Source organism: Streptomyces sp. NPDC098789, from assembly GCF_044759975.1.
GTDB lineage: Bacteria > Actinomycetota > Actinomycetes > Streptomycetales > Streptomycetaceae > Streptomyces.
Genome location: NZ_JBIWAJ010000001.1, coordinates 1 through 12,463, shown reverse-complemented (window position 1 = coordinate 12,463; position 12,463 = coordinate 1). Strand labels below are relative to the sequence as shown.

General features: G+C 71.3%; 14 protein-coding genes. 7 read left to right on the top strand and 7 right to left on the bottom strand.

Features of this window, described 5'->3' with window-relative positions:
* The first annotated feature begins 13 nt into the window (after nucleotides 1-13).
* Nucleotides 14-721 (top strand): SigE family RNA polymerase sigma factor, encoded by a 708-nt coding sequence (locus tag ACIQWR_RS00070; protein ID WP_399259657.1) that lies wholly within the window; start codon nucleotides 14-16, stop codon nucleotides 719-721.
* 193 nt (nucleotides 722-914) lie between these two features.
* Here the strand turns inward: ACIQWR_RS00070 and ACIQWR_RS00065 are convergent, their stop codons facing one another.
* On the bottom strand, nucleotides 915-1,622 hold the full coding sequence (locus ACIQWR_RS00065; protein WP_404004996.1) for a uridine kinase: 708 nt from the start codon (nucleotides 1,620-1,622) through the stop codon (nucleotides 915-917).
* Between the two features lie 65 nt (nucleotides 1,623-1,687).
* On the opposite strand from ACIQWR_RS00065, the gene ACIQWR_RS00060 reads away from it, so the two are divergent.
* Entirely contained in the window at nucleotides 1,688-2,038 is a 351-nt protein-coding gene (locus ACIQWR_RS00060; RefSeq protein WP_404003606.1) for a hypothetical protein, read from the top strand.
* 153 nt (nucleotides 2,039-2,191) lie between these two features.
* On the opposite strand, the gene ACIQWR_RS00055 is transcribed toward ACIQWR_RS00060, so the two are convergent.
* Genes ACIQWR_RS00055 through deoC form a run of 3 tightly spaced genes read right to left on the bottom strand, consistent with a single transcriptional unit; the run spans nucleotide 2,192 to nucleotide 5,503 of the window.
* On the bottom strand, nucleotides 2,192-3,106 hold the full coding sequence (locus ACIQWR_RS00055; RefSeq protein ID WP_404003603.1) for an aldehyde dehydrogenase family protein: 915 nt from the start codon (nucleotides 3,104-3,106) through the stop codon (nucleotides 2,192-2,194).
* Nucleotides 3,099-4,535: an aldehyde dehydrogenase family protein gene (locus ACIQWR_RS00050; RefSeq protein ID WP_404003600.1), complete on the bottom strand. Its 1,437-nt coding sequence runs from the start codon at nucleotides 4,533-4,535 to the stop codon at nucleotides 3,099-3,101. Before ACIQWR_RS00050 ends, ACIQWR_RS00055 begins: the two co-directional genes overlap by 8 nt.
* A gap of 5 nt (nucleotides 4,536-4,540) precedes the next feature.
* Complete coding sequence (gene deoC / locus ACIQWR_RS00045) at nucleotides 4,541-5,503, bottom strand: deoxyribose-phosphate aldolase (RefSeq protein ID WP_404003597.1); 963 nt, start codon at nucleotides 5,501-5,503, stop codon at nucleotides 4,541-4,543.
* Between the two features lie 246 nt (nucleotides 5,504-5,749).
* On the opposite strand from deoC, the gene ACIQWR_RS00040 reads away from it, so the two are divergent.
* The 4 genes from ACIQWR_RS00040 (at nucleotide 5,750) to ACIQWR_RS00025 (ending at nucleotide 8,948) form a co-directional block, all read left to right on the top strand.
* Nucleotides 5,750-6,202: a hypothetical protein gene (locus ACIQWR_RS00040; RefSeq protein WP_404003594.1), complete on the top strand. Its 453-nt coding sequence runs from the start codon at nucleotides 5,750-5,752 to the stop codon at nucleotides 6,200-6,202.
* Nucleotides 6,203-7,443: 1,241 nt separating this feature from the next.
* Nucleotides 7,444-8,052: a PH domain-containing protein gene (locus tag ACIQWR_RS00035; RefSeq protein WP_404003592.1), complete on the top strand. Its 609-nt coding sequence runs from the start codon at nucleotides 7,444-7,446 to the stop codon at nucleotides 8,050-8,052.
* Between the two features lie 43 nt (nucleotides 8,053-8,095).
* Nucleotides 8,096-8,704: a VanZ family protein gene (locus tag ACIQWR_RS00030; protein ID WP_404003589.1), complete on the top strand. Its 609-nt coding sequence runs from the start codon at nucleotides 8,096-8,098 to the stop codon at nucleotides 8,702-8,704.
* A 37-nt stretch (nucleotides 8,705-8,741) separates the two neighbouring features.
* Nucleotides 8,742-8,948, top strand: coding sequence for a PspC domain-containing protein (locus ACIQWR_RS00025; protein WP_404003587.1), 207 nt, complete (start codon nucleotides 8,742-8,744; stop codon nucleotides 8,946-8,948).
* Between the two features lie 6 nt (nucleotides 8,949-8,954).
* On the opposite strand, the gene ACIQWR_RS00020 is transcribed toward ACIQWR_RS00025, so the two are convergent.
* The 3 genes from ACIQWR_RS00020 to ACIQWR_RS00010 all read right to left on the bottom strand — a co-directional run bounded on the left by ACIQWR_RS00020 (nucleotide 8,955) and on the right by ACIQWR_RS00010 (nucleotide 11,437).
* Nucleotides 8,955-9,719: a hypothetical protein gene (locus tag ACIQWR_RS00020; RefSeq protein WP_404003586.1), complete on the bottom strand. Its 765-nt coding sequence runs from the start codon at nucleotides 9,717-9,719 to the stop codon at nucleotides 8,955-8,957.
* A gap of 148 nt (nucleotides 9,720-9,867) precedes the next feature.
* Nucleotides 9,868-10,149: a hypothetical protein gene (locus ACIQWR_RS00015; protein WP_404003584.1), complete on the bottom strand. Its 282-nt coding sequence runs from the start codon at nucleotides 10,147-10,149 to the stop codon at nucleotides 9,868-9,870.
* A 139-nt stretch (nucleotides 10,150-10,288) separates the two neighbouring features.
* The gene (locus tag ACIQWR_RS00010) at nucleotides 10,289-11,437 is read right to left on the bottom strand and encodes an adenosine deaminase (RefSeq protein ID WP_404003582.1); all 1,149 of its coding nucleotides are present in this window, start codon (nucleotides 11,435-11,437) and stop codon (nucleotides 10,289-10,291) included.
* A gap of 114 nt (nucleotides 11,438-11,551) precedes the next feature.
* Between ACIQWR_RS00010 and ACIQWR_RS00005 the strand changes: the two genes are divergently transcribed.
* A complete protein-coding gene (locus tag ACIQWR_RS00005; RefSeq protein ID WP_404003580.1) occupies nucleotides 11,552-12,265 on the top strand; it encodes an alpha/beta hydrolase in 714 nt (237 codons plus the stop codon).
* Nucleotides 12,266-12,463: the final 198 nt, after the last annotated feature.

Here is a 12,463-nt window from a genome sequence, read left to right as displayed (position 1 = left end):
CGGGGGGCGCGAGATGAACACGCTGTACGGCACCACGACCAGCGCGGTTGTCACGCGGCTGCACGATGTGAACCGACGGGCGGGTGTCCGTCCGGTCACCGTCGCCCGACAGCGGCCGGCGCACACGGTAGCCATCGACGCACAGACCTACACCGCCCCCTCCGTGGCCCCCGCGGCCGCACCCGAGCCGTCCCTTTCGGCGGAAGCCGAGTTCACGGCGTACGTCGAAGCCCGCCGGGCCTCGCTCTACGCGACCGCCTTCCACCTCACCGGTGACCGCCACGAGGCGGAGGACCTGCTCCAGAGCGCGCTCTTCTCCACCTACCGCGCCTGGGACCGGATCAGCGACAAGGCGGCCGTCGGCGGCTACCTGCGCCGCACCATGACCAACCTGCACATCAGCGCCTGGCGCCGCCGGAAGCTGAACGAGTACCCGACCGAGGAACTGCCGGAGACGGCCTCCGACACGGACGCGATGCGCGGCACGGAGCTGCGCGCGGTCCTGTGGCAGGCCCTGACCCGGCTCCCGGAGCCGCAGCGCACGATGCTGGTGCTGCGCTACTACGAGGGCCGCACGGACCCGGAGATCGCCGAGATCCTGGACATCAGCGTCGGCACGGTCAAGTCGAGCATCTGGCGCTCCCTGCGCCGCCTGCGCGAGGACCAGGCCCTGAGCTTCGGCGCCGACGAGGCGGAGTCCTTCGAGGAGCTGGTGGCGTAACGCCACGGAGACCACACGGCCGGGGGGACCGTCCTACGGGGGTGGGACGGCGGCCATGGAGGGGGGACGAGCGGGATCAGGCGGCCGGGGGTCCGCGTGATCCCGCTCGTTTTTTGTCGTGCCGCCGTGGTCGTGACGGCTACGTCGTGACGGCCACGTCGTAACGGCCACGTCGTAACGGCCACGTACGTATTTACGCCGCCGCTGTGGGGCGCGTCGTGCGGTGGCGCCCGGCCGCGGCGGCGGCCAGTCGACCGAGGGCCTCGTCACGGGCGCAGGCGTGCGCGCCCAGTGCGGTGTGCCGCGCGACGATCCCGCGCTCGGCCCGCATCAGCCGCCAGCCCCTGCGCAGCAGGAACGGCACCGACTTCCGGCCCTCCCGCAGATCGCGCGCGAGGCGCCGCCGGAACGTGGTGGAGGGCCGGCCGCGCAGACAGATCGCGTCGGCCAGCAGCCCCAGCTCCTGACACCGCGCCACGATGTCCGCGGCGAAGATGCCCTCCGCGATGAACAGCGGGGTGCGCGCTATGTCCAGGGTCTCGGCCCCGGTCCGCGAGCTGGTGGAGATGTCGTAGACCGGCACTTCGGTACGACCGCCCGCGCAGAGCTCCGCGACGGCGGCGACCGCGGCGTCCGCGTCCCACGACAGCGGCGAGTCCCAGTCGATGTCGGAGCTGCCGTCGACCAGCGGCAGGCTGGGGTCGTCGCCCTCTTTGTAGAAGTCGTCGAGACGCAGCACGGGCAGCCCCGAGCGCGCGGCCAGCGAGGATTTTCCGGAGCCCGACGGACCGGTCAGCAGGACGACTCGGGTCGGGGAGGGGGAGGAGCAGCTCACGGAACACAATTGTGAACCATTAACCCGCGCAGGGGGTCCTCCCGGTGGCCGGTTGGTATCCAGGATCACACTTCAACTACGCTGCGTGCGCACGCGACTACGACCACAGACCCGACCTCAGGTGGACATCCATGGCACGTCACGCAGCCTCCTCGTCGGCCCTGCGCAGCGCAGGGCTCACCCTCACGATGGCCGGTGCGGCCCTCGCCCTGGCCACCGGCGGGGCCCAGGCGGGTGAGCTGGACGTCCCGGCCGCGCTGGCCGGGGTCGCCAACCCGATCAAGAACCTCCAGGTCAACCCGCTGGCCAACACCGGTGTGGACCCGCTGAACAACGGCATCGCCACGAAGGTCGCGGACTTCCCTTCGGTCGGCACGAACATGGTCACCGACAGCGTGACCAAGGGCGCCAAGGTCGGCGAACTCCCCACGGCGGCGGCCTCCTCGCTGCTCGGGCCGCTGCTCCCGGGCGCGGTGAAGTAGGCGCGAAGCCGCCCGCCCGGACACACACGGGGAGGCCGGACACGGGAAGGCCCCGACAGCACGGGGGTCGCTGTCGGGGCCGGTTCGGGGGCCCGTACGGCCCCGGCGGCCCCCTGTGGGGGCTCGCGGGGCGTCGGTGGGGCGTCGTAGGGGCTAGTAGGCGGAGCCTGAAGCGCCCAGGGAGCCCGTGGGGTGCCAGACCGTCTTCGTCTCCAGGAACGCGGTCATCCGCTTCGTCCCCGGGTCGGCGGTCCAGTCGTCCGTGGACGACCGGCGCAGCACGCGCTTGAGGTTGTCCGCGGCCGCGATCTCCAGCTCCTTGGCCAGCGCCTCGTCGGCGCCGGCCAGGTCGATCGCGTTGACGTCCTGGTGCGAGGCCAGGTGCGGACCCATCTCGGCGGCCTTGCCGGACAGGATGTTGACCACTCCGCCGGGCAGGTCGGAGGTGGCCAGCACCTCGCCCAGGGAGAGGGCCGGCAGCGGGGCCTTCTCGCTCGCGATCACGACGACGGTGTTGCCCGTCGCGATCGCCGGGGCGATCACCGAGACCAGGCCCAGGAAGGACGAGTCCTGCGGGGCGACGACGGTGACGACGCCCGTCGGCTCCGGGGTGGAGAGGTTGAAGAACGGCCCCGCGACCGGGTTCGCCCCGCCCACGAGCTGCGCGATCTTGTCGGTCCAGCCCGCGTACCAGACCCAGCGGTCGATGGCCGCGTCCACGACGGCGGCCGCCTTGGACTTGGACAGGCCCTCGGCCTCGCCGACCTCGCGGACGAACTGGTCCTTGCGGCCCTCCAGCATCTCGGCGACGCGGTAGAGGATCTGGCCCCGGTTGTAGGCGGTCGCTCCCGACCAGCCACCGAACGCCTTGCGGGCGGCGACGACCGCGTCACGGGCGTCCTTGCGGGAGGACAGCGGAGCGTTGGCCAGCCACTTGCCCTTGCCCCCACCTGATGTTTTCGCGGACACCTCGTACACCCGGCCGCTCTCGGAGCGGGGGAACTTCCCCCCGACGTACAGCTTGTAGGTCTTGAAGACGCTCAGACGCGCCGACGACGACTCAGACATCGAGGTAACCCTCCAGGCCGTGACGGCCACCTTCGCGGCCGAAGCCCGACTCCTTGTAGCCGCCGAAGGGCGAGGTCGGGTCGAACTTGTTGAACGTGTTGGCCCAGACGACACCCGCGCGGAGCTTGTTCGCGACCGCGAGGATGCGGGAGCCCTTCTCCGTCCAGATGCCGGCCGAGAGGCCGTACTGGCTGTTGTTCGCCTTGGCGACCGCCTCGTCCGGAGTACGGAAGGACAGCACCGACAGGACCGGGCCGAAGACCTCGTCGCGGGCGATCGTGTGCGCCTGGGTGACGTTGGTGAACAGCGTCGGGGCGAACCAGTAACCGGCGGACGGCATCTCGCACGCCGGAGACCAGCGCTCGGCGCCCTCGGCCTCGCCGGTCTCGGCGAGCGCGGTGATCCGGGCCAGCTGGGCCGCGGAGTTGATCGCGCCGATGTCGGTGTTCTTGTCGAGCGGGTCGCCGAGGCGCAGCGTGGAGAGGCGGCGCTTGAGCGCGTCGAGCAGCTCGTCCTGGATCGACTCCTGCACCAGCAGGCGCGAGCCCGCGCAGCAGACCTGGCCCTGGTTGAAGAAGATGCCGGTGACGATGCCCTCGACAGCCTGGTCGATGGGGGCGTCGTCGAAGACGATGTTGGCGCCCTTGCCGCCCAGCTCCAGGGTGACCTTCTTGTCCGTACCGGCGACCTGGCGCGCGATGGCCTTGCCGACGGCGGTGGAGCCGGTGAAGGCGACCTTGTTGACGTCCGGGTGCTCGACGAGGGCCGCGCCCGCGTCGCCGTAACCGGTGAGGATGTTGACGACGCCCTTGGGCAGGCCCGCCTGGCGGCAGATGTCCGCGAAGAACAGGGCCGAGAGCGGGGTGGTCTCCGCCGGCTTCAGGACGACGGTGTTACCGGTCGCCAGCGCCGGGGCGATCTTCCACGCCAGCATGAGCAGGGGGAAGTTCCACGGGATGACCTGGCCGGCCACGCCGAGCGGGCGCGGGTTCGCGCCGTAGCCCGCGTGGTCGAGCTTGTCGGCCCAGCCCGCGTAGTAGAAGAAGTGCGCGGCGACCAGCGGGAGGTCCGCGTCGCGGGTCTCCTTGATCGGCTTGCCGTTGTCCAGGGTCTCCAGGACGGCCAGCTCGCGGCTGCGCTCCTGGATGATCCGGGCGATCCGGAAGAGGTACTTGGCGCGCTCCGAGCCGGGCAGCGCGGACCACTTCTCGAAGGCCTTGCGGGCGGCCTTCACGGCGCGGTCGACATCGGCGGCGCCCGCCTGGGCGACCTCGGCCAGCACTTCCTCGCTGCTCGGCGAGATGGTCTTGAAGACCTTGCCGTCGGCGGCGTCGGCGAACTCTCCGTCGATGAAGAGGCCGTAGGACGGCGCGATGTCGACGACCGAGCGGGACTCGGGAGCCGGTGCGTACTCGAAAAGGGATGCCATGGTGATCAGTCCACCGTCACGTAGTCGGGACCGGAGTAACGGCCGGTGCTCAGCTTCTGGCGCTGCATCAACAGGTCGTTGAGCAGGCTGGAGGCGCCGAAGCGGAACCAGTGGTTGTCCAGCCAGTCCTCGCCCACGGTCTCGTTGACCAGGACCAGGAACTTGAGCGCGTCCTTGGTCGTACGGATGCCGCCCGCGGGCTTCACGCCGATCTGCACGCCGGTCTGCGCGCGGAAGTCGCGTACGGCCTCCAGCATCAGCAGCGTGTTGGCGGGGGTGGCGTTCACGCCCACCTTGCCGGTGGAGGTCTTGATGAAGTCGGCGCCGGCCATCATGCCGATCCAGGAGGCGCGGCGGATGTTGTCGTAGGTCGACAGCTCGCCGGTCTCGAAGATGACCTTGAGGCGGGCGGCCGCCCCGTCGGGGCGGACGCAGGCTTCCTTGACGGCCTTGATCAGCTCGAAGGTGTCGAGGTAGCGGCCCGCGAGGAAGGCGCCACGGTCGATGACCATGTCGATCTCGTCCGCGCCCGCGGCGACGGCGTCACGGGTGTCCGCGAGCTTGACGGGCAGGGCGGCGCGGCCGGCGGGGAACGCCGTCGCCACGGAGGCCACCTTGATCCCGGTCCCGGCGAGCGCCTCGTGCGCGATCCCGGCCATGTCGGGATAGACGCAGATGGCGGCCGTGCGCGGGGCGGTCCGGTCGGTCGGGTCGGGGTTCGCGCCCTTGGCGCAGAGCGCCCGGACCTTGCCCGGGGTGTCCGCGCCCTCAAGCGTGGTCAGGTCGATCATCGAGATGGCCAGATCGATGGCGAACGCCTTGGCCGTCGTCTTGATCGAACGGGTACCGAGAGCTGCGGCGCGCGCTTCCAGGCCGACGGCGTCGACGCCGGGCAGCCCGTGCAGGAAGCGGCGCAGCGCGCTGTCGGACGTCGTCACGTCAGCGAATGCGGGGAGTGTGGTGGGCATGGTCACCAGATGAGCATATCTACGCGCGTAGCGGCCTGTCACCCCCTCCCCCATAACCACCCGATATCGGTCTGAGAGGGAGTGGTCACGTGAGCGGATACGCGAGTGGTCACGTGACTGGTCCGGGATGACTACGGACCGTGCGGGCGGTTGCGGGAAGGGCTCCCCGGGCGGACGCTGTCGTTGCGCTCCACACGGTTCGGGCGCCCACACCGCCCGACCGCTCCAGCTGCCCGAGGAGTCGTCATGCGTCACCCCCTGCGCACTTCCCTCGCCACTGCCGCCCTGGCCGGAGCCCTGCTCGCCCCCGCCGCAACGGCGGCCTTGGCCGCCCCGGGTGCGCCGGGCACCCCGACGGTGGTGGGTACGAGCGTGATCACGGGTGCGGGTACGAGCAGCGCGTCGGGCGACGGCCGGTACGAGGGGACTCCGGTCTACATCGGCGAGGGCCTGGTCGCGGTGCTGCGCAACAAGGCGGAGGGACCCGAAGCCTGGATCCGGTACGTGGGCCCCGGCTGGAAGCCCGGTGACCCCTACTTGGTCCGCGTGATGGCCAAGCTGGATCGCGAGCACCCCACCGCCACCCTCAGCGGTCTCCACCTCACCCTCACCAAGGCGAACACCCCCACCCCGGCCCTGACGGTCACGAACCCGGCGAGCGCCGCAACGACGTCCTACCCGCTACCGCGGGGGGCGTGAGGGGGGCGGCTATGCCGTGGGGGTGGGGCGGTGGTGGGCGCGGCTTCGCCGCGGTGGGCGAAACGGGGGTGGCGCGGCTTCGCCGCGGTGGGCGGGTGCTTCGGGTGGGGCGGGGTCGGGGAGGTTCCGGGGGCTGCCCGTCAGTTCAACTGTCTCTCCGTGGGGCCGTGACCTGTCAAGGGCGCTCCCTGCGGTCGCGTCGCTGCGCGATGGCCTGCGGCCACCCTTGACAGCCCCCGTCCCCACGGAAAGCCAAGAACTGTCGGGCGGCCCCCGGGGGAAGGCATGGGGGACCTGACCCTGTGCGACTGGATTCCGAGCAATGAGGCAGCCGCTCCGAGTGCGGCCTTGCCGCGCCCTCCGGGCGACAAGACAACGACCACAAGCCACAAGCGACAAGAACGCCCTCAGATCGCTACGCGCTTCTCCGAGAGAAGCGTCAGCGGGCTGATTTGGGCTGGTGGGGGGGGTGGTGAGTGGTGCGGGAGGGTGGATGCTCGGCCCCACCGAGCAGGAGTCGGGTCAGGAGGCGGTGGGGACTCCACACCCCTCCAAGATGCCCCTTTTGTTGGCATTTGGAGCCCACGTCCGTGGGGCGGACGGCCTCAGACCCGCCCATTGCTCGGCCTCGCCGAGTTCCCACCCCGAGCAGCCCCCGGCCGGCACCCAACAGCCCTCATCAGCCCCCCACCAGCCCCTATGCAGCCCCCACCAACCTCCACCAGCCCTCACCAGCCCAAATCAGCCCGCTGACGCTTCTCTCGGAGAAGCGCGTAGCGATCTGAGCGCGTGCTTGTCGCCTTTCGTCTGTTTCCGTTCGCCCGGAGGGCGCGGCGGGGCCGCACTCGGAGCCCATCCCTCGGTGTCCGGAATCCAGTCGCACACGGTCAGGTCCCCCCTGCCTTCCCCCGGGGGCGGCCCGACAGTTCTTGGCTTTCCGGGGTGGGACGGGCGGTCAAGGGTGGCCGCAGGCCATCGCGCAGCGACGCGACCGCAGGGAGCGCCCTTGAGGGCCCGGCCCACCCCGGAGAGACAGTGGAACTGACGGGCAGCCCCCGGAACCCCACCGACCCCGCCCCACCCGAAGCACCCGCCAACCGCAACAAAGCCGCACACCCCGACCCCGCCCCACCAAAGCCACCGCCCACCACAGCAAAGCCGCCCCCACCCCGACCCCGCCCCGCCGGAGCCGCCGCCCGCCCCGACCGCCGCCGCAGTCGGCGTGCGGCAGAATCGGGGGCATGACGAGCCCCGTGCCCCCTGCTGCCGACGAGCCGGTCTATGACGACCGGGTCTATCGCTCCCCCATGGCCATGGTGACCGGCGTGCTGATGCTGGCGCTGGTCGCTTGGTTGTGCGGGGACGCGCTGGTGCGGGGGGCCGGGTCGGCGCCTTGGATCGCCGGGGCGGTGTTGCTGTGCGCGGTGCCGCTGATCGTCGCGTTCACGCTGCGGCCCGCGGTCTTCGCGAACGACAACCGGATGCGCGTGCGGAACCCCTTCCGCACCATCGAGCTGCCCTGGGCCGCCGTGGACGCGGTGCGCGCCGGGTTCTCGGCGGAGGCGCTGGCCGAGGGGGACAAGTACCAGCTGTGGTCCATTCCGGTCTCGCTGCGCGAGCGGAAGAAGGCGAACCGGCGGGCCGGGCGCGCCCAGGGCGCCGGGGCCGGCGCCAAGGACGCGGTGCCGGCCGGGGCGGACAAGGCCGTGCACGAGCTGACGGAGCTGGCCGAGCGCGGGGCTTCGCGCGCCGGGGCGCAGGGCAGCGTGCGGGTGCGTTGGTCGTACGAGATCATCGCGCCCGCGGCCATCGGAGCGGTCGCTCTCATCGTGCTCCTCGCCACACGCTGAACCGGCCGGAACCGCGGCTACCGGCTGGTGCGTCTTCGCAGGTGTGCAGCGTCATGAAGCCGGCGGCAGCGCCGCCATTCAACTCCGGCTCCGGCTCGTGGGCGGCGGTCTGCTGGCCGCCCACCTCCTGCTCGTCGCCTGGGTGACCCTGCGACCCCTGGACGTGCCATGGGCCGCCTCCGCCAATCTGACCCCCTTCGCCGGGATCAGAGCCGACCTGGCCGCCGGGCCGCTGGAGGCGGCGCAGCGGATCGGCTCGTCGCTGGTGCTGCTCGCACCGCTCGGGGTGCTCCTGCCGCTGGTCAGCGGGCGGCTCGCGCCGTCGCCGCTGGCCGCGTGGGCCTCGATGACCCGGACCGTCGCGGCGGGGGCGCTCGTCTCCGTGAGCATCGGGATGCTCCAGACCGCGGTGCCGGGCCGGGTGGTCGACGTCGACTCGGTGTTGCTGAACGTGGTGGGTGTGGCGCTGGCGCACCTGGCCGTCGTACCGGCCCTGCGCGCCCGGCTGCGGCGCTCCGGGAAGCGGGTCGCGTCGCGGCCCGCTTCCCCCGAGCCTTCTCCGGTGCGTTCTCAGGGGCCTACCCCGAGAGTTGCCAGGGTCGGTATCGGCCCCTGGACCGAGGTCCTGTCGGCGATTCAGCGGGAGTATTGAGGCATCGCAAGAAAGCGATCCCTACGAAGGAGACACCATGAGCGCCCTTGCCCGCCCCCGTGACGGACGATGGATCGGCGGAGTCTGTGCCGGTCTGGCGCGACGCTTCGGGCTTTCCGCCAACACGATGCGTCTCATCTTCGTCGTCTCCTGCCTCCTGCCCGGCCCGCAGTTCCTGATCTACCTGGCCCTGTGGGTGGTCCTGCCGAACGAGAAGAGCGGCGCCGGGTCCGGCACCTGGTAGGCGCCGTCAGCGGACGGTCCGCTTGACCTTCTGGACCTGCTTGTCCGTGAGGTCGTGCGGCACTTCCGCCTTGCGCTGGGCGTCCGCGACGTTGAGCGCCATCAGCCGCACGATCGTCGAGCCCTGGCGTACGAGGACCAGGTGGACGTGGGCCGAGACACCCTGGGCGGCTGCGACGACCGTCCAGCTCACGCTGTCGTCGCCCCCGGCCTGGTAGGCGACGGGTTTGACCTCGCGGTAGCTGCCGGTCTGCTTCTGGATCGTGGCGTTGAACCCCGCGCCGCAGGCGGCGACGGCCGCCTTGAGCCGGGCCATGAGCTGCTTCGCGTCGCTCTCGCCGTAGGCGCTGACCGAGTCGGAGATGGCGAGGCCCGCCTGGGTCTGGGAGCCGACGCCCCGGTTCACCGTTTCGCGAGCGGCCGGGTCCGGCTTGTCGCCCATGACGTCGGCGAGGGGCTGGCAGGCCTTCTTGTCGGCCTGCGGCTGGCCGTCGGGGGCGTTGGGGTTCTTGCCCTGGGCCGAGATCTGGTAGCCGACGACGTCGCCCTGTTCCAGGGCGGACTTCTCCAGCACGGTGCCGGTGCGCGGCGCGGCGGAGGCGCCCGCGGGCGCGCTCGCGGAACCGGGGGCGCCGGAGGCTCCTCCGGTCGCCGCGGAACCCTTCGGGTCGGGCCCCTTGTCGGCTGCCGGGCCGCCCGCGGACATGCATCCGGCGGCGGCGCTCAGGAGCAGGGGGGCCAGTGACGCGACCGCGACGGCTCGTGCCTTCATGCGCATGTCCTCGACCTCATACCCCGTGCGTGGATGGGCAGTTCGGGGTGATCGTGGCACATGCCACAGCGGGGCGCACACCTCCTCGAAGAGGCGTGCGCCCCGCGTGTGTACGTGCGGATCCGTGTGCGATTTCGCGTGCGGCGGGTCAGCCGCCGAGGCCGCCGGGAAGGTTGCTGGTCGGCAGGCCGCCGAGAAGGCCGGTGACCGGCTTGAGGGCCTCCGCCGGGTCGCTCTGCCCGGACTGGGCCTCCTCGCCCGGGGCGACCTTCTGCTGGCTGGTCACGCCCTGGGCGGCGGCGGTCACGGTACCGAGCGCGTCGGCGACGCCGATCGCGGGCACGGCGGCGGAGGCGGTACCGGCGGCGGCCGCGGCGAAGGCGGCACCGATGACGGCGACACCGAGGGTCTTGGCTGCTGACTGCTTCATGAAGAATCGTCCTTGCGGCAGGGAATTGAGCGGCTCCGCAAACTAGTCACTTCGAACCCCCTCCTGCAAACATCCTTAAATATGAGAAAGCGCCCGGGAATTGCTCCTCCCGGGCGCTTTCAGTACGTCATGCCATGGCCTACGCCGAGACAGAACCGCTGGTCGAAGCGGTCTGCTGGAACAGCCACTCCGACTTCAGCTCCGCATAACCGGGCTTGATCACGTCGTTGATCATCGCCAGTCGTTCATCGAAAGGAATGAACGCGGACTTCATCGCATTGACCGTGAACCACTGCATGTCGTCGAGCGAGTACCCGAAGGTGTCGACCAGGTGCTCGAACTCCCGGCTCATGCTCGTGCCGCTCATCAGCCGGTTGTCGGTGTTGACCGTGAGCCGGAAGTGCAGCTTGCGCAGCAGCCCGATCGGGTGCTCGGCGTAGGAGAGCGCCGCGCCCGTCTGCAGGTTCGAGCTCGGGCACATCTCCAGGGGGATGCGCTTGTCCCGGACGTACGAGGCCAGCCGGCCCAGCGTGACCGAGCCGTCGGCGGCGACCTCGATGTCGTCGATGATCTTCACGCCGTGACCGAGGCGGTCCGCGCCGCACCACTGCAGGGCCTGCCAGATCGACGGCAGACCGAAGGCCTCGCCCGCGTGGATGGTGAAGTGGTTGTTCTCGCGCTTGAGGTACTCGAAGGCGTCGAGGTGGCGGGTGGGAGGGAACCCGGCCTCGGCGCCCGCGATGTCGAAGCCGACCACGCCGTTGTCGCGGTAGCGGTTCGCCAGCTCGGCGATCTCCAGCGCGCGGGCCGCGTGGCGCATCGCCGTGAGCAGGGCGCCGATGCGGATCCGGTGGCCGTTGGAGCGCGCGCGGCGCTCGCCCTCGCGGAAGCCGTCGTTGACCACTTCGACGACCTCTTCGAGGGTCAGACCGGCTTCGAGGTGCTGCTCGGGGGCGTAACGGATCTCGGCGTACACGACGCCGTCCTCGGCGAGGTCCTGGGCGCACTCGGAAGCGACCCGGAAGAGGGCCTCCTTCGTCTGCATGACGGCGCAGGTGTGCGCGAACGTCTCCAGGTAGCGCGGCAGGGAGCCGGAGTCGGCGGCTTCGCGGAACCAGACGCCCAGCTTGTCGGCGTCCGTCTCGGGAAGGTTCTCGTAGCCGACCTTGTGCGCCAGCTCGATGATGGTCCCGGGGCGCAGTCCACCGTCGAGGTGGTCGTGGAGCAGCACCTTCGGGGAGCGGCGGATCTGATCTGGGGTGGGCAGGTTGGGGGTCTCGCTCGTCATCTGGGCACTCTAGCTCCTACGCGCGTAGAGCGCGGGGCAGGCGGCCAGGGTCGATACGTAACAGTGACCGTGCGGACGGGTGGCGTACACCTGTGGGTCTGAGACTGTTCCGCCATGGCACAGCATGCGCCGCCGGCGCGCGGGGCCCGCCTGGGGCGGGCGGCCGGCGCGAACGGCTCGGGCTCGACGGTCAATGGTGTGGTGCTCCTGCTCCCCGGGGCGTCCAGACTCTTCCCCGGTCCACTGCGGCCGCTCGCGCGGGCGCTGGCCCGCGGGGGCGGGACGCAGGGGCTGGTCACGCACACCGTCCAGCACGGTGCGGACGGGCGTCGGGAAGCGGCGCGGTGGGCCGTGGAGGAGGCGTTACGGCGCTACGGCGACGTACCCGTGTGCCTCGTCGGCTATGACGCGGGCGGCCGGGCGGCGCTGGCCGCGGCCGGGCACGAAGCCGTCAACTGCGTGGTCGCGCTGGCGCCTTGTCTGCCGGAGGCGGGGGCGGATCCGGAACCGGTGAAGCAGCTGTCGGGGCGGCAGGTCCTGATCGTGCACGGCACCGACGACGCGCGCAGCGACCCGGAGTCGTCGTTCCGGCTGGCGGCTCGGGCGAAGAAGACGAACCGGGCCACATGTCGGTTCGAGGTGCACTCCGACGGGCACGGGCTGCGGGAGCATCAGGCGGAAGTGGTCGCGCTGACCGTGGACTTCGTCCTCGGGACGGTGTGTTCGGGGCGGTATTCGCGGCCGGTGACGGATGCGTTGGCGGCTCCGCCGCCGTTGGGGTTGCGCATGCCGTTGGGTTCCGGCTTCGGGCGGTCGTTGCGGGGGTGACTGCGGCCCACCCAGCCTCGTCCGGGGCTCCGCCCCGGAACCCCGCGCCTCAAACGCCGGCGGGGCTTGATTGGGCCGGGGTCGGCACGCCGCCTCGGACTTCCCCCGGCTGTCGCTGGGAGGTGCCTTCGGCCGGAGCCATTCCAGCCTCGCCGGCGGTTGGGGCGCGGGGCCGGGCCGGCCCCCGGGCGGGCCGCC

Bases quoted from the DNA above. Each gene is read 5' to 3' on its own strand.
- ACIQWR_RS00070 (WP_399259657.1), top strand. From the start codon at position 14: ATGAACACGCTGTACGGCACCACGACCAGCGCGGTTGTCACGCGGCTG.
- ACIQWR_RS00060 (WP_404003606.1), top strand. From the start codon at position 1,688: ATGGCACGTCACGCAGCCTCCTCGTCGGCCCTGCGCAGCGCAGGGCTC.
- ACIQWR_RS00055 (WP_404003603.1), bottom strand. From the start codon at position 3,106: ATGTCTGAGTCGTCGTCGGCGCGTCTGAGCGTCTTCAAGACCTACAAG.
- ACIQWR_RS00050 (WP_404003600.1), bottom strand. From the start codon at position 4,535: ATGGCATCCCTTTTCGAGTACGCACCGGCTCCCGAGTCCCGCTCGGTC.
- deoC (WP_404003597.1), bottom strand. From the start codon at position 5,503: ATGCCCACCACACTCCCCGCATTCGCTGACGTGACGACGTCCGACAGC.
- ACIQWR_RS00040 (WP_404003594.1), top strand. From the start codon at position 5,750: ATGCGTCACCCCCTGCGCACTTCCCTCGCCACTGCCGCCCTGGCCGGA.
- ACIQWR_RS00035 (WP_404003592.1), top strand. From the start codon at position 7,444: ATGACGAGCCCCGTGCCCCCTGCTGCCGACGAGCCGGTCTATGACGAC.
- ACIQWR_RS00025 (WP_404003587.1), top strand. From the start codon at position 8,742: ATGAGCGCCCTTGCCCGCCCCCGTGACGGACGATGGATCGGCGGAGTC.
- ACIQWR_RS00020 (WP_404003586.1), bottom strand. From the start codon at position 9,719: ATGAAGGCACGAGCCGTCGCGGTCGCGTCACTGGCCCCCCTGCTCCTG.
- ACIQWR_RS00015 (WP_404003584.1), bottom strand. From the start codon at position 10,149: ATGAAGCAGTCAGCAGCCAAGACCCTCGGTGTCGCCGTCATCGGTGCC.
- ACIQWR_RS00010 (WP_404003582.1), bottom strand. From the start codon at position 11,437: ATGACGAGCGAGACCCCCAACCTGCCCACCCCAGATCAGATCCGCCGC.
- ACIQWR_RS00005 (WP_404003580.1), top strand. From the start codon at position 11,552: ATGGCACAGCATGCGCCGCCGGCGCGCGGGGCCCGCCTGGGGCGGGCG.